This window comes from Kitasatospora sp. NPDC091276 (assembly GCF_040684355.1).
In the GTDB taxonomy this organism is placed as follows: domain Bacteria; phylum Actinomycetota; class Actinomycetes; order Streptomycetales; family Streptomycetaceae; genus Kitasatospora.
The window spans coordinates 18,521-42,913 of the sequence record NZ_JBFBFU010000013.1 but is presented as its reverse complement, the minus strand read 5'-3'; the positions used below and the strand labels follow the sequence as shown (position 1 = coordinate 42,913).

Annotated in this window: 22 protein-coding genes and 1 pseudogene; 13 read left to right on the top strand and 10 right to left on the bottom strand. The window is 71.0% G+C overall.

What is annotated here, in order from left to right:
• Positions 1–91: 91 nt before the first annotated feature.
• Positions 92–685, bottom strand: coding sequence for a DinB family protein (locus AB0O19_RS18050; RefSeq protein WP_363620516.1), 594 nt, complete (start codon positions 683–685; stop codon positions 92–94).
• Between the two features lie 703 nt (positions 686–1,388).
• On the opposite strand from AB0O19_RS18050, the gene AB0O19_RS18045 reads away from it, so the two are divergent.
• From AB0O19_RS18045 to AB0O19_RS18035, 3 genes are all read left to right on the top strand, one after another.
• Positions 1,389–2,279 carry a PAS domain-containing protein gene (locus tag AB0O19_RS18045; RefSeq protein WP_363620514.1) on the top strand — a complete coding sequence of 297 codons (891 nt, stop codon included), beginning with the start codon at positions 1,389–1,391 and terminating at the stop codon, positions 2,277–2,279.
• Entirely contained in the window at positions 2,276–3,226 is a 951-nt protein-coding gene (locus AB0O19_RS18040; RefSeq protein ID WP_363620511.1) for an ornithine cyclodeaminase family protein, read from the top strand. Before AB0O19_RS18045 ends, AB0O19_RS18040 begins: the two co-directional genes overlap by 4 nt.
• Before the next feature lie 134 nt (positions 3,227–3,360).
• A complete protein-coding gene (locus AB0O19_RS18035) occupies positions 3,361–4,236 on the top strand; it encodes a PhzF family phenazine biosynthesis isomerase (protein ID WP_363620509.1) in 876 nt (291 codons plus the stop codon).
• A gap of 223 nt (positions 4,237–4,459) precedes the next feature.
• Here the strand turns inward: AB0O19_RS18035 and AB0O19_RS18030 are convergent.
• Positions 4,460–4,705: pseudogene (locus AB0O19_RS18030) on the bottom strand (transposase); the annotation flags it as partial.
• A 290-nt stretch (positions 4,706–4,995) separates the two neighbouring features.
• Between AB0O19_RS18030 and AB0O19_RS18025 the strand changes: the two are divergent.
• Positions 4,996–5,277 (top strand): hypothetical protein, encoded by a 282-nt coding sequence (locus tag AB0O19_RS18025; protein WP_363620507.1) that lies wholly within the window; start codon positions 4,996–4,998, stop codon positions 5,275–5,277.
• A 226-nt stretch (positions 5,278–5,503) separates the two neighbouring features.
• On the opposite strand, the gene AB0O19_RS18020 is transcribed toward AB0O19_RS18025, so the two are convergent.
• The 4 genes from AB0O19_RS18020 to AB0O19_RS18005 all read right to left on the bottom strand — a co-directional run bounded on the left by AB0O19_RS18020 (position 5,504) and on the right by AB0O19_RS18005 (position 8,594).
• Positions 5,504–6,310 carry a glycoside hydrolase family protein gene (locus AB0O19_RS18020; RefSeq protein ID WP_363620505.1) on the bottom strand — a complete coding sequence of 269 codons (807 nt, stop codon included), beginning with the start codon at positions 6,308–6,310 and terminating at the stop codon, positions 5,504–5,506.
• A 92-nt stretch (positions 6,311–6,402) separates the two neighbouring features.
• Complete coding sequence (locus AB0O19_RS18015; RefSeq protein WP_363620503.1) at positions 6,403–7,224, bottom strand: thaumatin family protein; 822 nt, start codon at positions 7,222–7,224, stop codon at positions 6,403–6,405.
• Between the two features lie 16 nt (positions 7,225–7,240).
• Positions 7,241–7,495, bottom strand: coding sequence for a hypothetical protein (locus tag AB0O19_RS18010; RefSeq protein ID WP_363586058.1), 255 nt, complete (start codon positions 7,493–7,495; stop codon positions 7,241–7,243).
• A gap of 115 nt (positions 7,496–7,610) precedes the next feature.
• Positions 7,611–8,594: a hypothetical protein gene (locus AB0O19_RS18005; RefSeq protein ID WP_363620501.1), complete on the bottom strand. Its 984-nt coding sequence runs from the start codon at positions 8,592–8,594 to the stop codon at positions 7,611–7,613.
• Between the two features lie 381 nt (positions 8,595–8,975).
• Here AB0O19_RS18005 and AB0O19_RS18000 point away from each other — a divergent pair, with 381 nt between their 5' ends.
• On the top strand, positions 8,976–9,443 hold the full coding sequence (locus tag AB0O19_RS18000; protein ID WP_363620500.1) for a TetR/AcrR family transcriptional regulator: 468 nt from the start codon (positions 8,976–8,978) through the stop codon (positions 9,441–9,443).
• A 536-nt stretch (positions 9,444–9,979) separates the two neighbouring features.
• On the opposite strand, the gene AB0O19_RS17995 is transcribed toward AB0O19_RS18000, so the two are convergent.
• Together AB0O19_RS17995 and AB0O19_RS17990 are read right to left on the bottom strand one after the other, a co-directional pair.
• Positions 9,980–10,438 carry a winged helix DNA-binding protein gene (locus tag AB0O19_RS17995; RefSeq protein WP_363620498.1) on the bottom strand — a complete coding sequence of 153 codons (459 nt, stop codon included), beginning with the start codon at positions 10,436–10,438 and terminating at the stop codon, positions 9,980–9,982.
• Entirely contained in the window at positions 10,431–11,186 is a 756-nt protein-coding gene (locus AB0O19_RS17990) for an alpha/beta hydrolase (protein ID WP_363620496.1), read from the bottom strand. The genes AB0O19_RS17995 and AB0O19_RS17990 overlap by 8 nt, the downstream gene beginning before the upstream one ends.
• Here AB0O19_RS17990 and AB0O19_RS17985 point away from each other — a divergent pair.
• Positions 11,149–12,126, top strand: a complete 978-nt coding sequence (locus AB0O19_RS17985) for a DUF4389 domain-containing protein (RefSeq protein ID WP_363620494.1) — start codon at positions 11,149–11,151, stop codon at positions 12,124–12,126. The two genes, AB0O19_RS17990 and AB0O19_RS17985, sit on opposite strands and share 38 nt — an antisense overlap.
• Here AB0O19_RS17985 and AB0O19_RS17980 read toward each other — a convergent pair.
• Positions 12,119–12,469, bottom strand: a complete 351-nt coding sequence (locus AB0O19_RS17980) for a beta/gamma crystallin domain-containing protein (protein WP_363586064.1) — start codon at positions 12,467–12,469, stop codon at positions 12,119–12,121. The genes AB0O19_RS17985 and AB0O19_RS17980 overlap by 8 nt on opposite strands.
• Positions 12,470–12,758: 289 nt before the next feature.
• On the opposite strand from AB0O19_RS17980, the gene AB0O19_RS17975 reads away from it, so the two are divergent.
• From AB0O19_RS17975 to AB0O19_RS17955, 5 genes are all read left to right on the top strand, one after another.
• The gene (locus AB0O19_RS17975) at positions 12,759–13,007 is read left to right on the top strand and encodes a hypothetical protein (protein WP_363620492.1); all 249 of its coding nucleotides are present in this window, start codon (positions 12,759–12,761) and stop codon (positions 13,005–13,007) included.
• A gap of 375 nt (positions 13,008–13,382) precedes the next feature.
• On the top strand, positions 13,383–13,745 hold the full coding sequence (locus tag AB0O19_RS17970; RefSeq protein ID WP_363620490.1) for a hypothetical protein: 363 nt from the start codon (positions 13,383–13,385) through the stop codon (positions 13,743–13,745).
• A gap of 274 nt (positions 13,746–14,019) precedes the next feature.
• Entirely contained in the window at positions 14,020–14,865 is an 846-nt protein-coding gene (locus AB0O19_RS17965; protein WP_363620489.1) for a hypothetical protein, read from the top strand.
• Positions 14,866–14,895: 30 nt separating this feature from the next.
• Positions 14,896–15,189, top strand: coding sequence for a hypothetical protein (locus tag AB0O19_RS17960; RefSeq protein ID WP_363620487.1), 294 nt, complete (start codon positions 14,896–14,898; stop codon positions 15,187–15,189).
• 1,669 nt (positions 15,190–16,858) lie between these two features.
• Positions 16,859–17,308, top strand: a complete 450-nt coding sequence (locus tag AB0O19_RS17955; protein ID WP_363620485.1) for a hypothetical protein — start codon at positions 16,859–16,861, stop codon at positions 17,306–17,308.
• A 909-nt stretch (positions 17,309–18,217) separates the two neighbouring features.
• Here the strand turns inward: AB0O19_RS17955 and AB0O19_RS17950 are convergent.
• Positions 18,218–18,646 carry a hypothetical protein gene (locus AB0O19_RS17950; RefSeq protein ID WP_363620483.1) on the bottom strand — a complete coding sequence of 143 codons (429 nt, stop codon included), beginning with the start codon at positions 18,644–18,646 and terminating at the stop codon, positions 18,218–18,220.
• A 521-nt stretch (positions 18,647–19,167) separates the two neighbouring features.
• Between AB0O19_RS17950 and AB0O19_RS17945 the strand changes: the two genes are divergently transcribed.
• Both AB0O19_RS17945 and AB0O19_RS17940 read left to right on the top strand, forming a co-directional pair.
• Positions 19,168–20,079 carry an aminoglycoside phosphotransferase family protein gene (locus tag AB0O19_RS17945; protein WP_363620481.1) on the top strand — a complete coding sequence of 304 codons (912 nt, stop codon included), beginning with the start codon at positions 19,168–19,170 and terminating at the stop codon, positions 20,077–20,079.
• Between the two features lie 756 nt (positions 20,080–20,835).
• Positions 20,836–24,393 (top strand): RICIN domain-containing protein (locus AB0O19_RS17940; RefSeq protein WP_363620479.1); only part of this gene is annotated, 3,558 nt, incomplete at its 3' end.

Below are 24,393 nucleotides of genomic sequence, written 5' to 3'. Positions count from 1 at the left end.
CTGCGGCACCGGGTGGGGAGGTAGGCGACAACACGAGCTACCACGGCAAGCCCCTACCTCCCCGAACGAACCCGGCTCAGCTCAGCTCGGCTCAGCTCGGCTTGGCCTGGGCCTCCTTGGCGGACGCCTCCAGCCTGTTCCAGTACTCCTGGTACCAGGCCTCGTCGCCGCCGTCCATGTTGCTGTTGGTCTCCCTCATGCCGGCCTTGCCGTCGATCAGCTCGCGGACGATGTCGGCGTGGCCGGCGTGACGGTTCGTCTCGGCCGTCATGTGCAGCATGATCCGCTGAAGCGTCACGTCGCCGCCGTCGCCCCACCACGCGACGTGGCCCATCGCATCGAGCGGCAGCGCCTCGATCGTCGCGTCCGCGTGCGCCCAGGCGCGGTGGTAGAGGCCGAGGACGTCCTCGCGTGACTCGTCGGCGGGTGCCCACATGTCCGAGTTGGGCTCGGAGCCCTCCTCGTGCCAGGGGAGGGATTCGTTGTGCGGGCGGCCGAACGTCGGGCCGAAGTAGCCGAGTTCGACGCTGGCGAGGTGCTTGACGAGGCCGAGGAGGTTGGTGCCGGTCGGCGTCAGGGGGCGCCGGACGTCGTACTCGGACAATCCGTCCAGCTTCCAGATGATGGCTTCGCGGGCCGCCTTGAGGTAGCGGTGCAGGTCGTCTTTGGGGTCGTTGGGCTTCATGGGGCCGAGTCTCGCATCACCTGCCGACAACCCCGATTCGCAGGAAGAGCTCGTTGCGTTCCCGATCCCACAGATCCGTCGGCAGATCATCGTTCACACCGATGCTCTCTCCCCGCCGCTGTCACTACATGCGGCGCGGCCACCCGTGGGTGGGACATCCACGTCAAAGCCGCCCCACCCACGCCACAGCCCCGCTACGATCACCGCCCCCAGGGCGCTGACCAGGCCACATGGAGAACTCTCACTGGAGTCTAGATCCCCGACAGAGTCAGCCTCTGAGCTTGATCCTTGTCACCGCTGGACGGTCACTCTTTGGGGTGAGCGCCGGGCATGGAGACGTCCTCCTCGTGATCCTGAACTCTGCTGGGGACTCAGGAGTTCACGAGGGGGCGTGGGATGAGTGTGCCGGGGCCGGTCTGCGGAGCGAGGGGACTCGCCGAACTGTCCCGCTTGCGCGTCCAGCTTCGACTGCAGTTCCTGCGTCAGTGTCGAGTAGCGCGCGTACCCGTCCGGATGTCCGTGCTGGGTGGGTCCGGGGTGGCCGGAGCCGGTACCGGGGTTCCCGGCCGCCAGGGCCGGCCCGTCTCGATCCAGGAGGTTCCGGCGGCCGGTTCTCGATCTTGCTCTGGCAATGGAACGTTCGCGAGGGGGCAGGCGGGTCGGAATGGACACTTAGTCCAGATTGGATATACAGTCCAGTTCCATGGGATCCGTTGATGAGAGCGTGGATCCACGGGTGCGGACGTGGGCGCCGGTGGGTCAGGCTGTCGCGCTGTTGCTCGGTCCGTACGCCGAGGTGGTGCTGCACGACCCGGACACTGACCGGATCTTGGCGATCTGGAATCCGATGACTTCGCGCGGCCCGGGGGACCAGTCGTTCCTGGGCGAGTTGGACAAGCCCGATCCGTCGGCGCGGGATGTGTTCGGTCCCTACGAGAAGCTGCTCGCGGCCGGCCGGCGCCTGTCATCGGTCAGCGCGGTCCTTCGTGGCCCGGACGGCGGTCCGTCCGCCGTCTTGTGCGTCAACCTCGACCGCTCACCGCTGGAGCAGGCCTCAGCCCCCCTGTCCGCTTTCGGCGCCCCGACCAAGCCCCTTCCGGAGCCACTGTTCGAGCAGGACTGGAACGAGCGCGTCCAACACGTCATCGGCGCGTACGTGCGCGAATGCGGCCGCCCGGTTGAACGGCTGACCCGCGCAGACCGCCTGGCCGTCCTCGCCCGACTCGACGAGGCCGGCGTCTTCGCCGTACGGCGAAGACGCCTGTCGTCACCGGCGCCCTTCAAGTCTCCCGATCCACCCTCTACAGCCTGCTGGCCGAACTGCGAGCACCAGCGAAGGATTGAAAAGCATGACCGGGCTACCTCCCGCAGAGAACCTTGCCCTTCCAGAGCGCGCTGTGCGCCACCGCCCGACCGCTCCTACCGTCCCCCTGGACCTCCTTGCGGGCGGATCGCTTCCGGCGACCACCAGGGCCGAGGCGTATCCGTGAGCCTCCGCTGCAGCCCCACCGACCGTTTCCGCGTTTGCGTCGGCCGCGTCAACTTCGAAGCGGGCCTGGCCGCCTTCGCCCTGTGGCAGCGGGAGAGCCGATGACCCCGCCCGTCCTCGGTGCCGTCGCGATCAAGCGTGCCGTCACTCCGGAAGTGGTCTTCGCCGCCGTCCGCGACGCGCTGATCGCCCATGCCCACGGTCGCACCGCCGTACCGACACCGCTGCACCTGCAGTTCCCTGACGCCGACGGTGACTGCCACGTCAAGGCGGGCTGGGTCACCGGTATGCCCGAATTCGCGGTCAAGATCGCCGCCGGTTTCTACCGCAATAGCGCTGCCGGGTTGCCCACCAACCACGGCCTGGTCTGTGTCATCAGCACAAGCACCGGCCAGATCCGTGCGGTCCTCGACGACCAGGGCCTGCTCACTGCCTGGCGCACTGCGGCGGCGGGCGCCCTGGTCACCCATGCCCTGGCCCGACCCGACGCGGCCACTCTGGCCGTCTTCGGCACCGGAGAACAGGCACGCCTCCAGGTCGAGTGGCTGGCCAGGCTCCGCCGGATCGGCACGGTGCTCGTCCACGGCCGCAGCAAGGACAAGGCCCGGTCGTTGTGCGAGACGCTCACCGCGCTCGGCCATCACGCCCGGCCCGTCTCGGCGCATGAAGCAGCCGCAGCCGACATGGTCATCACGACCACGCCCGCCACGGTCCCGGTCCTGCAGGCCCGTCACGTCCGCGCCGGCGCACACGTAACCGGCATCGGCACGGACATGCCGCACAAGAACGAACTGCCGGCGGCGCTGTTCGCCCGCGCGGCACTGATCGCGACAGACGACCACCAGCAGTGTCTGGAGCACGGCGACTTCGGCCACGCGGTGCGCGCCGGCTCCACCGCCGAGACCAGCGACACACCCGTTGGCCTCCTACTCGAAGGACCCGTCGATCGGCCGGACGGGGCGATCACGGTCGCAGACCTCACGGGCGTCGGTGCCCTGGACGCAGCACTCGCCTCGGCCGTCCTGCGCGAACTGACCCCGCCGGCCCCGTGATCGGCGTGTCCGCTGGCGCCGGCCATGACAGGCACAGGCAGCGGCCCGGCCGATGACAACCGAGATGTTTGGAAGGAGAACCGCAATGACGAGCCACGCTGCCGAAATTTGGAGCGGATCTGGTGGGGTTGGGCATGGAGTTTGAGCTGGTTGAGGTGTTCGGGAGTGGGCCCCTGACCGGGGGGCCGCTCGGCGTGGTCATGTGTGATACCACGTGTGACGATGCGCTGATGCAGCGTCTGGCTGCCCGCCTGGCCATGCCGGAGACCGTCTTTCTGCGCAGCGGTGACGACGGGGAGGTGGATGTACGGATCTTCACTCCCTATGTGGAGTTGGGCTTCGCGGGCCATCCGCTTGTGGGAGCGGCCGCCGTGGCGGTGCGGCGGAGTCTGGCCGCGCCAGGCTGGGTGGCAATGCGCACTCGGAACGGGATCGTTCGCGCGCGTGTGGAACCACGAGCGGACAGCGCGGTTCTGGAGGAACGGCTCTGCCGGGTGGGTCCGCCTGTCGTGCCGGATCTCGTATGCGAAGCAGTGGGGCTTGCGTCGGATGCGGCCGCGGGGCCGGTGCGATTGGCATCGGCTGGACTCGGGTTTGTCTGCCTCCCGGTGAGTGCCGCTGATCTTCAATCTGCCCAAGCCCTGCCGCTTGAGGTCGCGGCGCTCGCCGAGCGGGTCCCTGGACTGGCCGACGTTTTCGGGGTGGCGGCATTCGTTCCGGGGTTGCCTGAAGTTCGTTCTCGGGTCTTTGTTCCCGAGCCGGTGTGCGCGGAAGACCCAGCCACCGGCTCGGCCGCGCTGGCAGTGGCGGGATGGCTTGCGTACCAGGGGCGGCCTGAGGAGTCCCTGGCGTTCGACATCGTCCAGGGCACAGCCGAACTCGGCTTTGCCAGAATGCAAGTGAAAGTCCGCAGGCAAGCTGATCGAGGTCTGCTCGCGAGCGTCGGCGGCGGGGTACGCACCTTGTTCCGGGGGCAGCTCATCCTGGACGAGACGGCTGACCAGGCCTGAGCTTGCTTTTTAAACTGCCGCTGCGATCTCGGCGAGGTGGGCTTCGGGCGTGGGTTCGCGTTTGACGGTCTTCCCGACGTCGTAACGGGGTGCGCGGTGTTTGTTCTTGGCGCCTGGTGACCGTCCGGGACCCGTGCCTCTGGGTTTGGGAACACGGGTCGGGCAGATGAGGTGGGGGCGGATGTTCCTGAATCCCCGGCGGACCCGGGCCGGGGTGAGCCGTTCGGAGGTGGCCGACGTCGATCCGGCCTTGGTTCAGGCCGCCGTACATCGCTCCGTGCCCACGCCGGTGCTCGGGCAGCAGTGTCAGGTCCAACCGGGACTTCACCGCACCGTCCGCACACAGCACCGCGTCGGCGGGTTCGAACAACTCGTCACGCCGGGCGGTCGGACACTCGTAGAACTCTCCCCGGAAGCGTGACGCTTCCGCGAACGCTTCCCGCCGCACAGCATCAGGCAGCAGACTCACCCTCACTGCCTTCGTCGTGGTCACGTGCACCTTGGCCGGAGCACAGGATCAGACGAAGGCTGCCTTCATGTCCGGCGAATCCCCAGGTGAGCGACCCCGTTCGAGACGCCGTTCGAGGGCGGAATAAAAAGAACAAGCTCATTGTCCGCCGAGATCTCCGAGCAGGCCCCGGGCGGTGCCTGGGGCCCCTGACGCGACTGCCGCAACGGCGGCTGCGCCGGGGGCTGACCGCCGGCGCAGCCGCGTGACGGAGCCGGGGAACGAGGCCCGGGGGCCGGACGCCGCCACCGTTGCCGCCGTCCGGCCGCCTGGCCACCGCCTCCGACCTGTCGGGGCACCGCTGGAAGGACACCGGGGAGTACGCCCAGCCGCGCCGCCTCGGTGTGGTCGACGACTACGCGGGCCGTCAGGCCGGGCGGGCCCGAGGCCGGGCGATCGGCATGCGGGAGGACCGCACCGGTCCGTTCGCCGGCGGCCGGCCGGCCTGGGCACCGGATCCGTCCTGGCCGCTGCCGCCGCTGCCGCCCGGCGCCGACGGGGCGGTCCTGGCGGTGACCCCGTACCGGCCGTGACGAGCAGCGCGCTCGCGGGCGGTGACCACCTGAGGAATCCCTTGGACCGGCGCGGGGGCGGCCGACGAGCCGAGCCGATCGGCCGCGAGCCGAGCCGACGGCCGCGAGCCGTCGCCCGGCGGGTGGACACGTCGGTCCACCCGCCGGGCTCGCCGACCCCGGTTCTGCGCCGGTCCGGGCGTCGTGGTCGATCGGGCCCGTGCGTGGACGCGGGCGGGGTGTGTGCTCAGCCGGCCGCGCGGTAGGCCGTACCCACCCGGTTGGGGGTCGCCCGGTTGTAGAGGCCGGTGCCGCCACGGTCCGCGGAGAGGGTGAACCACGCGTAGCGCTCGACGAAGGGGAGTCCCTGGAGCATGGCGGTCGACTTCGTCACGAACGCGGCCTGCTGTTCCGGTGTCGGATACTTCGGGGTGCCGCTGGAGAAGTCGATCAGGGCGTACTCGGTGAGCCAGATCGGCTTCTTGTAGCGGTTGTACACGGCCTGGAGGTAGTTGCGCAGTTGACCGGTCGCGGCGTCGGCGCGGAAGTCCGAGCCGTACCAGTGCAGGGGGATGAAGTCGACCTTGTCGTGGCGGGCGGCGGCGCCCTTCATGAACTGGTCGAGCCAGCCGCCCGCGACGTCGCCGCCGCCCGCCACCGCGGGTGCCCCCAGACGCATCCCGGTCGACTGGAGCCGGGGCCACAGGTCGAGGGCCCTGGTCACGCTCATGTTGGCCTGCGCCGGCAGGTCGGGTTCGTTGAAGCCGAGCAGGGTCGTGCCCTCCTGCCTGGCCGTTCGCAGTTGTGCGTCGGTCACCGAGCCCGCGCCCCAGATCATGGGGACGAACTCGACGCCGGCCGGCGGCTTGATCTGCTGGCGGTCCGAGGCCCAGGTGTAGAACCAGCCGGCCCTGGAGTCGGCCAGCGCCTTGGTGACGTCGGTGAAGTTCCAGGCGCTCACGCCCTTCTTCTTCGCCGGGGAGGCGGTCGCGTCGGCCGCACTGCCGACGGTGAGGCAGGTGAGCACCGCGAGCAGGGCGGTGAACAGGCGCATTCGACGTGGCAAGGCGTTCCTCTCTTCGGTCACGCGGTCGTGCCGGGGGCCGCGGCCCTGGAGTCCGGGGGCCGGGGTCCGGGGCGGGTGGCTCACGCGGTGGGGCCGAAGGTGACGGTGAAGCCGCTGCAGCGGCTGCACTGCTGCATCACCTTGTTGCCCGGCACCTGGTCCTGCTTGGACCACGTGTAGGCCTTGGGACACTTCGCGCTGAGCGCGCGGCTGTAGCTGCTGGGGGTGTCCCGGCTGGGGTTGGTGCACAGCATCGGCTTGCCGTCCGGCCCGCGCGTCAGGTCGGCGGGCGGGCAGTAGGGCAGCAGGTTCGCCGCGCAGCCCCGCGTGTCGCAGCCCCCGCCGGCCGGGATCGTGGCGTTCACCGGAGTGATCGTGATCGGCAGCGAGAACGCGTTCACGTAGCTCACGTCGTACCAGGGGGCGGCGCCGTCCTTGGCGTCGAAGTTGAACTCCGCGAGGCTGGCGGGTTGTTCGCCCGTCGTGCAGTGGTCGGCGGCCGGGCCGCAGTCGGCCACCCGGCAGTGGAAGGTGCTGCCAAGGGCCCCGCCGCATCCCTGGCGTGCGAAGAACTTCCCACGCCAGTGGAACGGGGCGGCCGTCTCGGGGATCGTCACCGTCGCCGACTGGCCGGGAGCCAGGACCGGCAGCCGGGTGAACTGCTTCGACCCGTCGGCGTTGACGCCGCTTCCGATCCACAGCTTCTGCGACGAGTGGTTCACGAACGTCACCGTGTGGTTGACCGCGGCGGCCGCAACCGGCGCGGTGCGGGTCGGCGCCGCCGCACCCGTCACGGTCGTGCCCGTGACGGTCGCGCCCGTCGCCGCGCCCGCGTTCGGCAGTACCACGGTCAGTGCGGCGGCGGCCGCCGCGACGAACAGCCTGGTCAGGAATCCGCGCATGACTTCTCCGTTCCGCTCAGCAGGTCAGGTTGGTGCCGGGGTAGGCGCTCATCGCGCCGACCAGTGCGTCGTAGGTGTAGAACCGGTCCCTGTTCGGGAACATCCGGTCGAACTGGGCCTTGCCCATGACGAAGCCGGCCCGGTCCGCCGCCGTCGCGTGTGCCGGTCCGGCCGTCGACAGGCCGGTGGCGTGGGCGGAGGCGGGCAGGGCGATCGCCGATACGGCCGCCGCCGCGGCGGCGATCCTCAAGGCCGTGCGTCGAAGGGACACGCGGGGCCTTCCTCCCGTTGCGGAATGCGGGACATCGGGTCCGCCGGTCTCCTGGTGCCACCGGCGGGTGTGGTCGGGCCGTTCGGGCCGGCCTGGCCGGCGCCGCGGTGGTGTGTCAGGAGCAGGTCTTGTCCGGGTGGTCATGGGTGATGGCGCAGATCATCGCCTTTGCCCGGCCGTTGTTCGGATACCTGCGCTGAAGCTCGTCCTCGAAGTCCTTCCACTGGCGTGCGATGTCCTTGACGGCGAGGTCGTAGGCGTGGTCGAAGTTGTGGGCGACGACCGAGCGCGGACTGTCCTTCGTGTCCTTGTTCAGGACCCCGTCATGAGTGACGCGACCCGTGCAGTTGGAAACCGTCCCGCTGTGGTCGCGGTCCGGATAGCAGCCCGTCGCCAGGTCGTGGGGGATGTGGCCAGTGGCGTCTTTGACCCAGTCCGCCCTGCTCATGGAGCTGTAACGACCGATGGAGAAGAACACGGGCAGGTCGGTGCGCCCCAGACCGGGGGGGTTCTTGACGCCGATGGCTCCCGGGACGGCCTGGTCGACCCAGTTGCTGTGGGCGTAGAAGTCCTCGATCTGATGCCAGCCGCGGCCCAGGTCCTCCATCACCTCGCACTTCGCCCGTCCCGGTCGGTCGTTCCACGAGCAAGCCGGGGAGATGGAGGTCTGGGTGGCGATGACGCGCCCGTTCGCGTCGACCAGCCGGTCCGCGGCGGCGACGGCCCTCCTGACGTGGTCGATGGAGCCCTCGACGCAGTCGATGATCTCGGCGTTGGCCTGCTCGCGGGTGCGGGGGTAGCGGCTGTCGTACCTGGGGTCGAGGTAGTCGGCGTTGTCGCAGTGGAGCTTGCCGATGCCGAAGTACTCGCCGTGGTCGTTGGCGACGATCGCGCCCGAGTTCCCGTCCGCCATCGCCGTCAGCGAGTTCGGGTGCCAGCCCCCCGGGCCCAGGGCGGCCCGGGTGATCTTCTCGTGGTTCCCCCCGCTGAAGGCGTGCGCCGGTGTCGAGGCACCGAGGGCGACGGCACACGCCATCGCGGCGCACGCGGCGCCGGAAGCGCGCAGGCGCTGCCGGCGGGAAGCGGAGAGGGGATTCATGAGGTCTCCAGTCGCACGATGGACGTCTTCGGCAGGCGTGCGTCCGGGCATGGAGTCCCGTCCGTACTGCGCAGGCCATGGCGGACCCATGGCGACACTTGGTGACGAAGCGTCACCGATCCTGCACCCGTACGTTAGCCGCCGTGCCCGCAGCCCGACAGACCGCCAGTGCCCCACGGGCCTGCGGCCGCGCATCGCGGTGTCCCCGTGCCACGAGGCCCAGGCGCCCGGCCCCGTTCACGGGAACGGGCAGCACAGCCTCCCGGCCCCCTTCCGGCCTGGGCTTGTCCACCCGGGGCCCGCCCCCGCACCAAACAGAGCAGGGATTCTGTGCAGTTCCCTCTGCAAGCAGAACGTCAATTCTTCTTGACGGAGGGCGCGGTGCCACGGCTCACCGACGCACGCAAGGAACTCCGGCGCACCCAGATCACCGAGGCCGCCGTAGGCTGCTTCAGCCGCAACGGCCTGGAGCGGACCTCGATCGCCGGCATCACGGCCGAGTCCGGCCTCTCGACCGGCTCGATCTACGCCCACTACCGCGGCAAGGCCGACCTGGTCCGGGCCTCCGCCCACGCGCTGCTCGCCAAACGCGCTGAAGCCCTCGGCGAATACGCCGCGAGCGACAGCCCGCCCGACCCCGACGAACTGCTCGCCCGCCTGATCGCCACGATCGACCCCGCCGAGGCCCTGGTCGGCGTGCGGACCTGGGGCGAGGCGACTACCGACCCGGCCATCCGCGGCATCGTCGTCGACACGGTCGACCGGATGCGCGCCATGGCGCTCGACTGCGTCACAGCCCACCTGGCCAAGGTCGAAGACCTCGCCCCGGCCCGCGCGACGACCGGCTGACCACCGCGGAGAAGGAGGAACTGCGGTCCGCCGCGGCGGTGACTGTGGTGACGGCCTTGAGGACTTCGGGGGCGGTGAGGTGGACGGGTGTTGACCGGTCGGGTGGTGTGCTGGTCGAGCGGGGTGAGCCGGTTGGTGGTGGTGCCGGTGAACGGGTCGAAGCCGCCGTCCACGGTCAGAAGGTTCGGGGGCGTACGCGGTGATGCGGAAGTGCTCCTCGGCCGGGCGCGGGAGCGTGCGGGTCCGGCGGTAGGTCGTGCCGGCCCCGATCGGTCCCGGGGAGGCCTGCTCGGTGGTGTCGAGTGCGTAGTTCCAGCGCGGGAGGTTTTCGGGCCGTGCGAGGTGGCCGTGCGAGGTGGCCGTGCGAGGGGGGCGTGCGGGGTGGGCGTGCGGGGTGGGCGAGGACCTCGCCGGCGGGCGCGTCGACGGTCGGGGTGTTCGAACCGCGTGGTCGTTCCTTCCCCGGCGCGCGGTCGGCCGGTCCTGTGCGGCCGTGCGGTCCCGTGCGGGCCGTGGCGACGGTCGGGGGCGGGGTGTCAGTCGAGGGCGAGGCGTTTGTTGAGGGCCTCGCCCGAGGGCAGGGGGTCGATGAAGTTGTGCAGGAACGTGAGCATCGCGTCGGTGTCCAGGCCCTGGCAGGCGGTGTCCATCGCGGCGTAGAGGGACTCCTCGATCCCGGCGACGGCGGTGGCCAGGCGTTCGCCCTCGGGGGTGAGGCTGAGCTGGAGGTAGCGGCGGTCCGCGGCGTCGGTGCGGCGCTCGACCAGCCCGGCCGCGACGACGCGTTCGACCAGCCGGCTGGGGTTGGTGCCGCTCTCGCACACCAGGAGCTGCCCGAGCCCGTTGAGGCTCAAGGTGCCGTGCTGCTGGAGCAGGCGCAGCACCTCGGCCTGTGACGGGGTGATGCCGTGCGGTTTGAGGGCCTGGATCAGCAGCCGGTTGCCTTCGCGCTGGGCCGCCAGGATCGCGAACCGCAGGTGTTCGGCCTTACGCATCGGCGTCTCGCCGGGTGGTCGGCAGGGTGGCGAGGAAGTCGTTGACCACGGCGGCGTAGGTGGCCGGGTGGGAGAAGCGGAACATGTGGCCGGTGCGCGGCAGCACGACCTCCCGGGCGTCGGGGATGCCCGCGAGCATGACCTTGGAGGCGTTCTCGCCGATCAGTACGTCGTGGGAGGGGGTCAGGATCAGGGCCGGGACCTGGACCCGGCCCAGCGCGTCGACGTAGTCGGCGGTGAGGACGGCCCGCAGGCGGGCGCCGAAGGAGACGGCGGGGGTGTTGGCGAGGAACAGTTCGCGGCTGCGTGCCTGGCTCCAGGGCACCTGGCCCTCGCCGTCGAACGGGGAGGTGAGGCGGTGGGCGTGGGCGCGCAGTGTCAGCTGCCGGTAGAGCGGCCCGCGGGCCCTGCCGATCGCCCGCATCAGGGCCTTCCACGGCTTCGAGTCGACCGGGTTGGCCGCGAAGCCGCCGGACACGACCAGGGCGCGCAGGCCCCGCGGGCGGCGGGTCGCCAGTGCGAGGGCGATGTTCGCGCCGAAGGAGTCGCCGACCAGCACGTAGTCGTCCAGGTCCGCGATCGCGCTCTCGACGTGGTCGGCGTAGCGCTCGATGTCGTCGACGCCCTCGGGCAGGCGCAGCGTCCGTTTGGGTGCCTCGCCGTAGGGGGCCAGTTGCTCGGCGCTCCACGGGGCGCCGGAGAAGCAGGGGATGAAGACGAGGGTCGGATTCTTCTCTGAAGTGCTCATATCGGACACATTACACGACACATGTGTCGTGGCATATGTGGCCCAGGTCATCTTCCCGGTCTGTTTTCCCTGGACTCGCCCGGCCTCGGGAGCGGCGCGAGCCTCCCTGGCGCGCGGAAGGCGGTCACCAGGCCGCGGGGCGCCTCGAAGGTATCGATCCAGCGTCCTTCGGTGCCGTCGCCGCGATCACCGCCACGGCCCCGGTCGGCTGCTCGCGCAGCACCACCCGCCCGGTGGGGTCTCGGGGGAGGGGGCCGACACCGGGACCGCCGCGCCCGACCCGCCGGCCGCATCGTCCGGTCGGCCACCGGGGGTGCCGGGACACGGTCGCGGCGCGGACGGCGGCGGGACGGCGGTCCTCTTTCGATGGAGCCACTGGAGTTGCATGTCGGTCAGTTCCGCGGGGAGCACCACCGAGCGACAGGGGGGTGTCCGGGAACGCTGTCGGAGGCCTCGATCGCGCAGGGGCTGGCGGACGGCGTCGATCGTGGTCTGGCTCGTGGTCCTGGCCCTCGGCCGGATGCCACCGCCGCTGTACGAGGCGACGGCCGCGGTCCTGCGCTACCGGATGCGCCACACCACCTACCTGACGATGCTTTCGTCGGCCTACCCCAAGCGCCTGTTCGGCGAGGAGCCGGGCAGCGAACCGGAGGGCCCGGCGTCGGGCACCCGTCCGCTGGCCCTGGTCGGTGCCGGGCGCGGCCTGCTCGTCCTCTTCCTCCTGCTCGGCCCGGCCTCCTGGGCGACGGGGTCGGTCGCCGTTTCGGTGAACTCGGACGACGACGGCAACGACGAGTTCATCAACCCCACCCAGCGCGTCCTCGCGCCCCTCGTCCCGGGCCCCGCCGACCGCGTGCCCCGGGGCCCGCCCGCGACGGCTCCCCGTGGGGGGCCGGTCACAGGGGCACGGCCTCCTGTGACCGGCCGGTGGTTCAGTTGATGTGGAGCGTCGTGATGGTGCCGTAGTTCTTGGTGATGGCCTGGTTCTTGCCGAAGGTGTGGCGGTAGAGGGAGCCGTCGCCGGGCTCGTACTCGAAGTACCCGGCGTTGTTGCCGCTGCTGAAACTCGTGACCGACCTCTGGTCGATCCAGATGTCGCCGGCGTTCGCGAAGCACCTCCTGAAACCGGTGCCGTTGTCGTTGGTGATGCCGATGGTGAAGTAGTCGCTGGCGAACAGGCATTCGGCGAAGTTGACTTCGTTGGTCGCGTGGGCGGGCACGGTGCCGACGGCCAGAGCCATCATGGCGACCCCGGCGGCCACGGCGATTCGTCGCTTCAGCATGACGCAAACTCCCTGGTGTGTGAGGCGGGGCATGCGAGTCGAACTGAAGGGACACTAACAAGAGGTGTTCAGGCCGCAACCTGGTGTAACGATTTTCGGACATCATTCCATTTCCCGGGACTTTTGCCAGACTTTGCTGATCTGAATTCCGCAACTGTCACACCTGTCACCTGTCACACGGACCCGCATGGCCGTCCGGGCCGCGCCGATCCCTCGGCGCGGGGTGCGGGTCGCGCGTCGGGGGCCTGGTCCTTTGTCTGGCCACCGGAGCTGATCCTGCCGGCACCGGATGAAGGGAGGACCCGCCCGCACGACCACCCGGTCGGACTCTCGCACCCTGCGGTGTCCCACCGTCGCCGGACGCCGCGCCGCCGCCACGCTTCCGGCCCGGACCGAACCCGCCGCGCTGCGCCCGGACCACCCGAGCACACCGGTGGCGTACTGCGAGCACGTGCTCGACGTCGCCGTCAGCGCTGGCCTCGTCCTGCCGGAGAACACGGGCGAGAAGGTCCCGGCCGAGGAGCAGACGGCCCGATGACCGTCGCGCTCGACAAGGCCGCCGCCCAGACCGGGCGCCTTCGTTCGTGCCGGCCGGGTAGGTGCCCGGCGTCGATGTGATCAGCTAGGTGGATGGGGGTGGCCTGCGGGGCCGTGCCGCTTTCGGCCGCTGGTTTTGCTCTGCTGTCGGAAGTTTCGGGCGCTGACCGGGGCGGCGCTGTTGCGGCTGTGCGGGCGGGAGCGCCCGTACGACCTGCTCCTCCAGGAAGGCGGCGGTGGGCCGTTGCGTCTACGGACCTGCTCGCCGTGCTGCGCCCGGGCGCGTGGATCGTGAGCGATCGCCTGGTGCGCGCGGGTCTTGTGGCTCACCTGCCCGCGCACTGTCAGTCCCCTCTGACGTGCGAGGATCCCCCGTATGTTGACCGTGGAGCAGGGCTGGCTGGACGGGACTGACTCGGGGCTGTTCGTGCTGTGTCCCGAGACGGTCGCCGAGGGGTGGACGGGCTGCGACGGGGCCTTGTTGGAGGCCGCCGCGGACTACGCGGCCGCCTACCCGGTGCCCGGGCACGGGGACGTGCTGGTGTTGGGCGGGGAACCGCTGCTGGTCGGGTGGCTGGCCGAGGAGCGGGTGTTCGTCAGGCCGCTCCACTTCGACTGCGCGGACGACGTCCGGCCGCTGGTGCGCGAGGCGCTGCGGTCGGGGGTGTGGGAGGACGGGCCGTTCCTTCGACCTGACCGCCGGGCGGTACCTGCTCACGGACGTCTTCTACGACGGTGAGGCCGTCCTCGAGCGCGGCGAGTACCTGACCGTCGAGCTCCCGCCCGGGCGCTACCTGGTCCAGTCGCTGAAGGCCGAGCCCGACAGGCGGGCGCAGTTCCATCTGGAGCGCCTGCTGCCACGGTGAGCGGACGCCCGGGGCTCTGTGCGGAGACGGGCGGCCCTGAAGTCCGGGGCCGGTGCGGGCACTGGGGCGGTGCCGCCCCCGGCCCACCGGGCGGTCGTCATCGGCCTGGAGGCGAAACTCGGAGTCCACCGCACGCCGGACGAGCTGATGGCCCGCGCCCTGGCCCATGCCGGCCCCGAACACGACGACTGGTTCGCGTCGTTGTTCCGGGTCGCCGAGCCGCAGAGCCAGGACAGGTTCGACTGGGCCCGCGCGGTCGCGGAGGAGGCCGAGGACGGCGGCGAGCTCGATCGCCGGCGCTTCGCGTTCGACGTGATCAACTTCCTCGGCTTCGGCCTCGATGCCGACAACGACGACGAGTCGCCGTTCACCCAGGAGGCCGCAGAGTTCCTCCGGCCCCGGTTGGACACCGAGCAGGACCCGTACGCCCTGCGCACCGTCATCGCGGCCTTCACCGGCTACTGCTCCCGCGAGGAGTTCCCGGCCGTCCTGGCCCACACCGACCACCCGGACCCGGGCGTCCGCCATCGCGTCGCTCTGGCGTTCCCCGCCCTCCTGGGCGACCGGCCCGACACGCTCGCCATCCTTTTCTGCGCCTGGTCGACGACCCTGCTTCCGTCACCCGGTCCAGCGCGCTTCACAGCTTCACTCACTTCCCCCTCGGCACCCGCGTCCTGCTGGACATCCCTGCCCTGCGCGCCGTGCTGGCGGCCCACCTCACCGACCCCCACTTCGACGCCCGCCTTGAAGCCGTCGCCGCCCTGGCCCTGCGCGGCGACGAACGCGGCACGCCGGTCCTCGACGAGATCCGCCGCGGCAGCGGTACCGCTGCTCCCGCCCGCGCGGGCCGCCTCGCCTGAAACCGACCATCACCGGCGCCCCGCTGGCTTTTCCTGGGGGGGGGACCTACCAACCGCAGGTCATCGGGCGGCGGTTTCCGCCCCCAGAGACCCACCGTGGGTCGGGGCACGGCACCTCCAGATCGGGCTTTAGGAGACTGGGGCCCGGGTAAAGGCTTTCCTGATGAGCGAGTTCTCGGCGGACCGAGGTACACAGCACCTGCTCAGGGGGATGGCCATGGGATTGATCCATGCATGGCGTATGCAAAAGCTTGTTTCGGACGCCAGGATGGCCTTTGACCGGGGCGATACCGACTTCGCCGCTGTTTTTGATATCGACGGCCCCGGCGTGACGATGAAGAAGATCCGCAAAGAGATCGACTTGAGCGTCAGAGCAGTGGAGGCAGCCGGCTGGCCGTGCATCGGGGTTCGGTCGTTCCTCGCGGAGATCCAGATCGGCTTCATCCGGGGAGACTGAGCGGCGAGCAGACGCCGACACGGTGCGGCCCGCTCGCCGGCCATCGCGGCCGATCAGGCCGACGCTCTCGCCCACGCCGCCGACGCGCGCCGGCGTGCCGTTGAAGTCAAGGCCCGTACGGCCGAATTGAGGCTCGTGTCCCCGAAGTCGAGGGCACCGCGAAGCTGACGTCCCGGGAACCGGCCGCCCGTCAGGTCGCCCGGATGATCCTCGACGCCACCTCCTTGGGCCGGCCGGGAAGTCGCCGACTGTATCGGGGACCGACGCGCACGGCGGGTCTGTTCGTGATGCCCAGTCACCATTTCGCGGTGACGGAACCCGGGACCACCTGCCTGCCCGGCCGGTCGGGTCCGGGGTGTGGCGATCTCGCGGCCCGCGGTTACCGTCCGGGTTCCAAGGCCGCAGGGCCGGCCCGGTGCGGACGCAGGACGGTTGTGCGCGGGTGGATCGCTTCATGATCACCCGTCCCCGGGACGCCGGTACCAGCGGGCACCAGGTCCCGCCGGCGCCACCGGGCCGGAAATTCTTCGGCACGCTCCCGTACTGCTAACCCTCCAGAGCCATCCATGACAGGAAGATTTCCCGTTCCGCGCGTCGATGCCGCCACCGCAAGGGGTTCCTGTGCGGCGAGACCTGCCCGACCGCGCCCGCATCGCGTGCGGGGCGGCGACCGCTTCTCCCACAGCGTCGCCCAGCTCTCCTCCTACTCCACCGGTTCCTCGGAGCGTCGCTTCCTCGTCCGACCAGCGGCAGTAGCTCATGAAGCAGGCGGTTCGTGAGGGACCAGAGGATGTGACCTGCGGACTTTCGGCGGGACCAGCCAGGGTGACCGGCGGCCCGGTACCCGTCCGCGTTCTCCCCTCGTCATATCTCGATCCGTCGTTTCCACCAGGGAAGGTCACCCGGTGCGAACGGGTCGTTGACTGTCCGGGCGAGGATGCGTTCGTCGAGAGGCCCGAGTTCTCTGCGCAGTTCTCGGCGGGCCCGGGTCCGCAGGGCCCGAACGGCCCGTTCCAGCAGGGTCCTGACGTGGTAGTACCCGCTTCGCAGGTCCGTATCGTCGTATCCGTACCACGCCGCCAGGTCGCGGCGCGGGCGCCGACCGGTCCGGGCCCAGCTCCCGAATGCGTGAGCGACAGTGCCAGGGTGTAGTCCGTGGGCCTGCTCGAACCGGGTGATCTGGCGATTGGCGCTGGCCGAAAGCCCTCGGATGACGGAGGGCCGACGGACGACTGCGCTGCGGGTGAAGCGTCGCGGCAGACGGGACCTGATCTCGCCCGGTGACCTGCGAGGCATGAAGGCTTTTTTCGGAGATCCAGTTCGTGAGATGGCGCCTGGCGACGCTAACGGCATGTCGGTCGCAGGGTCAAGAGCGTGGTGGTGTTCCGTCCCCGCGGACCTCCCACGTGGCCGGTGTTCGTCGTCACCCGGGGCCGGGTCCGCCACCGGGCGGCCTGGTTCACCCTGGAGGCCATCGACACCGGTGCTGGGCGGTGTTCAGGCGGGCCTGCTGGTGTGCGCGTGCCGGCGGGAAAGGCCGGACACCGTCCGGTCGGCCTCGGCTGGCCGGTAATCCATCACCGCGCAGCCGCGGAACGAAGTCTGTCCGGTGGACGGGGGCTGGGTACTCCTCGACTCGCCGTTGTGACGGCGCGTAGCGTGACAGACCATGAGATCGTTGATCCGCCGCGCGTGGTTCCTCCCGTTGACCGGCGCCCTGGCCGCACTGCTGGCGCTGGTTCTCAGCACGGTCGCGGCACTGTCGCAGTGGCGGACGGCGAGCCGCATCGACGCCGCACCGTTACGGGTGGACGCGACGATCACCGCTGCTGTGGCCATGAAGGGCGGAACGAGGTACACGCTCACCTACCGGGTTGCCGGCCGCGACTACAGCACCGACTCCACGCCGCACGGCGTCAGGTCACCGGGCATCGGTGCGACGGTCCCGCTGGAGGTCGCAGCCGACGACCCCGAGGCCTCACGCGTCACCGGCAGCCATTACCCCGACGACGCCCTCCAGCCCACGATGATCCTCGTGGCCACCGCCGCCGTTGCCGGCCTCGCCATCTCCCTGCGCTTCCTCCACACGGCCACCAGACGCAACCGCCCGGGCCCCTGAACCAACCCTGTTCTGGCTGTTCCGCGGCGGCTGCGTGGCCTGTCCCGGCTCGCTTTGTCCCCTGGGGCGGGGCGCTTGTTCGCTGGTCTGGTCTGCCATCGGTGACCGCCCTGGCTGCCGTGGGCCGGCCCGGTGCGGACGCAGGACAGTCGTGCGTGGGTGGATCGCCTCATGACTACCCATCTCCCCGGGTCGCCGATACCAGCGGCCACCAGCCCCGTCAGCGCCGCCGGACCGGAAATTCTTCGGCGTGCTCCCGCCCGGGTAACCCCTTGAAGCCATCCACGACAGGAGGATTTCCCGTTTCGCGCGTCGCGCCATCGGGGCCGCCCGATGCCGCGTGGCCTGCCCGGCTGCGCCCCGACCGACCGGGCCTTGTTCCCGCAGCCCTCCCGCCCTCCCCGGCCGTGCCCTCGTCGTTGTGGCAGGCGTCGGCCGTCCCATCCTGCTGCGCCCCGGGGATGACGTCGTCCCGATCGCTGCTCTCTTCGGCGCCGCCGCCCGCGGCCTGTTGTCGGGGGTCTCTTGTCGGTCGTCGTCACCGCCCCGCCTCGGGGGTGGCGAGAGCCTGTTCGCCGCCCCGGTCTGTCGTCGGTCGGTGACCGCCTGCCCCGGTCTGCCCCGCTCGGGCCCGCTCCCGGCCTGGCTGCCGCACTGTCGTCCCCGGCCGGATGAGGCAAAAAGGGGGGGGGCTGCCCGGGGCCGAGCTGTTCGGGCCTGCTGTGCCCGCGTGGTCGTCGTGCCCGTCATGGCCAGGATGGTGGCGAGCCCGGTGTCCCCGCCTGCCCGCCTGCCCGCCCTGCCGCCCCGCCGACTGTCGTCGCGGTCGCCTCCTCGCCTCCTCCCCGCCTCGTGCCCTCGCGGGCCGGGTTGACGGCCCGTCGGCGGGTGGTCGGATTGTTGGTGCGGTCAGGGGCTCGGGGGAGTGTGTTCCGGGCCCCGCCGGGGTGGAAGGCTGGGACGGCCTCGGGGCGCGGTGTCGGTGAGGTGGCGGTGGGCGGCGTGGAGGTGTTCGGCGGCCTGGCGCAGATGGTGGCAGGCCATGGAGGGAGAGACCGCGCTGTAGGGGCGGAGCCATCGTTCGGCGGCCTGTACGCAGGCGAGGGCGGCGGTGAGGGCCTGGTGGGCCGGCCGCATCGAGGGGATCTCGGCGACTTCGTCCACGGTTCGGGCGAGCAGGACGGCGAGGTCCTCGGTGTCGGGCCACGCGCCGTCGGTGAAGTCGTGGCCCCACAAGGCCAGTCGGGCCGCGCATATCCCGACCCAGGCCTCCAGCCGGTCTTCCCAGGACGGCGGCCTGGCGGGCGGGGGCGGGGGCGGGTTCGCAATGATCGGCACCCGAACATGATCCGCCCACGGGCCACGGTCGCGTGGCCGTTTCACCGGAACCTGTTGACGACCTGTTGCACAACCCCACCCGGTACCGCCCAGGGCCGTGAGACGGTCGGGGACTGTTTCCCGGGTGCCGGGTGCCGGGTGCCGGGTGCCGGGGGACGGCCAGGGGGGTGCTTCCGGCGGCTGCCCGCCCGGGCCGCACAACGGTCAGGGCGAGGTGGTCCCTCCCGTGGGCCGGGGATGGGGCCGACGGGCGGCACAAGCACCTCCGCACAGGTACACCCGTCCTGGATCCGTACGGGAGTTCTCCGGCCCTCGGCGTGAACTGACCTGACAGGCAAGGGCATCCGGTGCGTAGGATCTCCTGTCGACCCGACCGCCCCTGCGGACGCACCGCACCGCACCTCGCCGATAGGCGCGCCGCACCCGCAGTGCACCGCAACCGCACCACACCGATCAGCGAGGAACGGGCCTGACGACAAGGCCTGGACCAGACCGTAACGGAGACGCCGGATGGAGACGCCGTGACTTCCGGAAGCCCGCAACAACACCGCCTGGCGCAGGTACCCGAATCCCTTCGGGCCTTCGGCCGCTGGCAGCACGAGGGCGAAGCGGGCCGCCGGTGGCTGGCGGCCCTGCCGGACACCGTCGCCCAATGGTGTGACCGCTGGAACCTGAAGGTCGACGGGCCACCCATGCACGGCTACAACAGCCTCGTCGTGCCGGTCCGCCGGGGCGGCGAGCCACTGGCACTGAAAGTCACGTGGCCCGACCAGCAGATGCAGGAACAGGTACTCGCCCTGCGCCTGTGGAACGGCCACGGCGCGGTCCGCCTGCTCGACACCGACACCACGGCGGGCGTCATGCTGCTGCAACGCCTCGACCACACCCGTCCACTGCGCGACGCGCCACTGACACAGGCCGTCCCCGTGATCGGGACACTGCTACGGCGGCTGGCCATCGAGCCACCCGACGGCCTGCGCACGACGGCAGACATCGCCGCGGACCACCGACGAGAACTCCCCGCCCAGTGGGAAGAACTCGGCCGCCCGATACCTCGACACACGCTCGACCACGCACTGGACCTGGCCGAGGAACTGTCCCACGACGACTACACCGTCCTGGTCAACAACGACCTCCACTACGACCAGGTCCTGCGCACCCCCGACGGACACTGGTCCGTCGTCGACCCGCTGATCGTGCGCGGCGTCCTCGAATACCAGGTCGCACCCCTGCTGTGGAGCCGGTTCGACGAACTCGGCCCCTCGCGCGTCCAGTGGTGCATCGACGCCCTGGCCGACGCTGCGGACCTCGACCCCGACCGCGCCCGCAGATGGGCACTACTGCGAGCCGTCGAGTACTGGATATGGGGCCTACGCGCCAGCTTCACCGAGGACCCGGTGCGCTGCGCCCACATCGTGGAAGCACTCACCTGACCCCCGCCCCGTCCAGCCCGCGCCCCGGTTCGCCACCGCCCCAACTGCTGTGAGGCGGTGGCGAGTCGGGTGAACTGGCCTGGTGATCGGCACGGCGGCCCCTTCGGCTGCCCGGACGCACTGATTCGGTTCAGTGCCGGACTCCAGGAACGCGGGTTGATCATCCATGACGGGGGCGCATCGGGCATCGCGGTCGGCTTCTGCCCTTGGTGCGGACAGGGCCTTCCCGAGTCGCAGCGGGATCGCCGGTCCGGCGAACTGGAGCGTCGCGGGGCCGATCCGTGAGAGGAGGAGGTTCCTGCCGAGTTCCAGTACGGGGCTGGCTCGAGCCGTTGATCCACTTCTGAAACAGGCCCGGCTGTTGTCGGCGAGCAGGTTCTTGACGCCTTGCCCCAGCCGCAACGGGGTTCGTCGGCGACGGCGAACGTGCGGGCCGCGACAGGGCCGCCTTCGCCCGGGAACCGCGTTCGTCGTCGCCGCAGGCCCGTTCGACCGGGCTGCGGGCCTGACCGCAGTGGCCCGTGCCCTCGCGGGGCACGGGCCACCACCTGGACATCAGTCCTGGAACTGCGGGCGGGCCTTCGTGGGTTGCGGCACCGCAGGCCCCGGAGCCCCTCGATTCTCCGACGCACCCTCACACGCCCCGGCGCGCCGTCGTTCGGCCGTTTATGCCGCGTATATCTCCGCCTGGTTCGATGCCGGTCGGCGAACCGCGTCCTGCGGGAGCCGGTCCAGTTTCCGCGATATGAGGACGGCATGCTCGAGCACCACAGCCCACCACGGCCGGTACGAAACCCGGTGAAACCACCGTTCCTCACTCGGCCTCGGGCATCGGGTGTGACGGGCGTACTGATCCTGGCCCTGCTTGCCACGCTGGTGCAGTTCCTCCCGGTGCTCACCTCGTCGGCGTCCGCCGCAGTGGCCGACCACTCGGTGGCGACCTGGAACATGCAGCGGAAGAAGAAGAACTGGCAGACCGCGCTGACCTACCTCCTCCCGGGGCGCGAGGCGGTGGCCCTCCAGGAGGTGCCGGACACCGTCACCGCACCGAGGGGCTACGACCTCTACTCGCCGGTGCCCAACGACCCGGACGACATCGGGACCTTCAGGCGATCCGGAGGGGCGAAGAACAACACGTACTCCGTGTACAAGCACGAGTGGAGGGTCACGGGCCGTCCCGCCCCGGACGCGGACACCGTCTACATCTACTACCTCAACACCAACAGCACCGGCACGAACATCGCGTTCATGACCCACGCGAACCTGGACGTCGGCGACGGGCAGGGGCAGGTCGACGTCATCGGCTGGCGGGACGACTTCGACGTTCCCGGCAAGTATCCGAAGCCCATGCTGGGGCTCAAGCTCGGTGACACCTGGTTCTACAGCGCGCACATGCTCACGGACGGTGGCGACGATGCCGTCGACCAGCTCACGGCGGTCGACGCGGCGAGGCCGGGGCAGAAGTGGGCGGTCATGGGCGATTTCAACCGCAAGCCGGCGACTCTGGCCGGGGCGCTCGCGGCGCACCCCGGGTGGCGCGCGATAAGGAGCCGTCAGGACACCCGGCCGACAAGCCCGGTACGGGAACGCGAACTGGACTACATGGTCGCGAGTGACCCGACGGGCATAGCCCAGGAGTACACCGGCTTCGTCCAGGGATATTTCAACGACACCCAGTCCGACCACCGGCCCGTCGGGTTCCGGCTGGAACCGAATCCCCAGGACCGTCAGAACGGGCGGGACCACTGTCCGCAGGGCCTTCCGCCGCTCCCCCGCGTCGCGGCCGTACCGGCCGCCGCCACCACCGCGGCCGACACCACCACCGCGCAGACACCCGCGAGCGCCGACCCGTCGGCACCACAGCACGGCAGGACCTCGGTCCTCACCTCGGCCTCCGGCAACCTGGTCGCCGACGTGACGGGCGGTTCACCGGCCGCCGGCACGGGGGTGCGCGCCGCCGCACCCGCCTGTGCCCCGCAGCAGAACTGGGCGACCTGGCAGAAGTCCGACGGCACCTGGGTGATCGAGACCGGACTGACCAACGGCACCACCCCCGCAGGGCAGGGCAGCGTGCTCGGCCTCCCCACGTACGGCGACCAGGTGGCGATCCGCCCGATCGAGAACGACGCCACCGGAAAGCCCGACGGCAGTCCGGGCCAGCGCTGGCGGTTCACCCCGTCCGTCGACGAGGACGGCTCGTACCAGATCACCGCCGCGTCCACCGGGGCCTGCCTCACCGCCTCGACGGACGGGGCCGGACTGACCACGAAGGCCTGCGACGGGTCCGACCGGCAGCGGTGGCGGCTGTCCATGCCCTGCAACGGGCCCGGTCACGCCGTTCCGGGATTCCCGGACACTCCGTGGCCGACCGTGGCGGACCACCCCGAGTTGACCTGGCCGTCCCTGCCCGCGCATCCGGCCATCGCCTGGCCGTCCGTCCCCGGCTACCCGAACATCCCCATGCCCGGCCACCCCGATCTGCCGGAGATCCGCTGGCCCGGGTTCCCGACCGTGCCGAGCCTGCCGTGGCCGACGATCGGCGGCCACCCCGAGGCCACCTGGCCTTCCGTGCCGGGCTTTCCGACCGTCCCCTGGCCCGCGATGCCCGGACACGCCGACGTCCCGTGGCCGGTGCTGCCACTGCCCGGCAACGGGAACGACGACGGCACCGCCCTGGTCCCCGGCCTCCCGGCGGTCACCGACCCGGCGATCCCGGACCACCCGGGCCTCGCCTGGCCGACCGTCCCCGGGTTCCCGCAGGTCAAGTGGCCCTCCGTCCCCGGCAATCCGACCGTTCCGTTCCCCGGCCACCCCGCCATGCCCACCGTCACGTGGCCGGGCGCGCCGTCGTTCCCGTCCGTCCCGTGGCCCCAGATGCCGGACCAGCCCTCCTGGAGCTGGCCGTCGATCCCGGGCTCCCCGACGATCCCGTGGCCGTCGCTGCCCGGTCTGCCGAACGTGCCGTGGCCGACCACCTCGGGCTTCCCGAACGACCCCGCCGCGTCCGCCAATCCGCCCAAGGCCCCGGAGGAGCCGAACAAGTGCGAGCCGGCGGACACCAACCATCCGGCCGACGACGGCGGCACGCCGAATCCCGGCGATCCCAACCCCGGTGGCGGTGGCACACCCGGCGGCGGCCCGTCCGTGCCCGCGCTCCCCGCCATCGGCCTGCCCGGCTTCCCGCCGCTGCCCAGCCTGCCCTCCTGGGGAGGCACCCCCGGCGGGCCGAGCTGGCCCAGCGGACCCGGCGGCGGTACGCGGCCGGAGCCGACCCAGGGGATCAGCATCGTCTCCGCCGCCGACGCCCAACTGGTGCCGGACGTACGCGGCGGCGTGCCCGCCGTGGGCACGCCCGTCCAGGCGTGGCAACCCAACTCGACCGACTCCCAGCGCTGGGCGTTCTGGGACCGGGGCAACGGCAACTGGCTGATCGAGTCCCGGCTCACCTACGGCGGCAACCGCCCGGAGGAGCGGCTGGTCCTCGGGCAGGACACCGCCTCCCACCGCACCGAGCTCCAGGCGGTGGCGGCGGACCGGACGAACCAGCTCTGGAAGTTCGCCGACGCCGGGAACGGCTGGTCGACGATCACCAACGGTGACGGCGGCGGCTGCCTGACCCTGTCCGCGTCCGGCCAGCCGCTGACGGTCGGCACCTGCGACGGCTCCGACCGCCAGAAGTTCCGCCTGACCGGCCCCACCGGCAGTGACGGCGGCGGTGGCGCCGGCTCGGTGCCCGTCTACTCGGCGTTCCCGGGCAAGTGCCTGGACGTCACCGGAGGCAACACGGCCGACAAGACCCCGATCGACCTGTACGACTGCAACAACACCCGCTCCCAGCGCTGGACGCCGTCCGCGAGCAGCGGCGTCTTCACCCTGAAGGCGTTCGACAAGTGCCTGGACGTGGCCGGGGGCCTCACCAACCGCGGCACCCGGGTCGGCCTGTACACCTGCAACGGCAGCCCTGCCCAGAACTGGCAGCAGGGCGACAACAGTTCACTCGTCAACCCCGCCTCGGGCAGGTGCCTGGACGTCACCGACGGCAACTCCGCGAACGGCACCGCCCTGCAGATCTGGGACTGCAACGCGACCGACTCGCAGCGCTGGGGCCTGGGCAGCGTCCCGCCCCGTGCGCCCCAGCAGCCGGTGCCGAAGCCGGGCACCGGCCCGGTGGTCAACCCCGGCGTCGGAGCCGGGCAGGTCTCCACCCTCGTCTCCGGGAACAACGGGATGGTGGCGGACCTGGACGGCGGCACCACTAACTCCGGTACGTCGATCAAGGCGCTCGGCGCGAACGGCAACGACGCGCAACGCTGG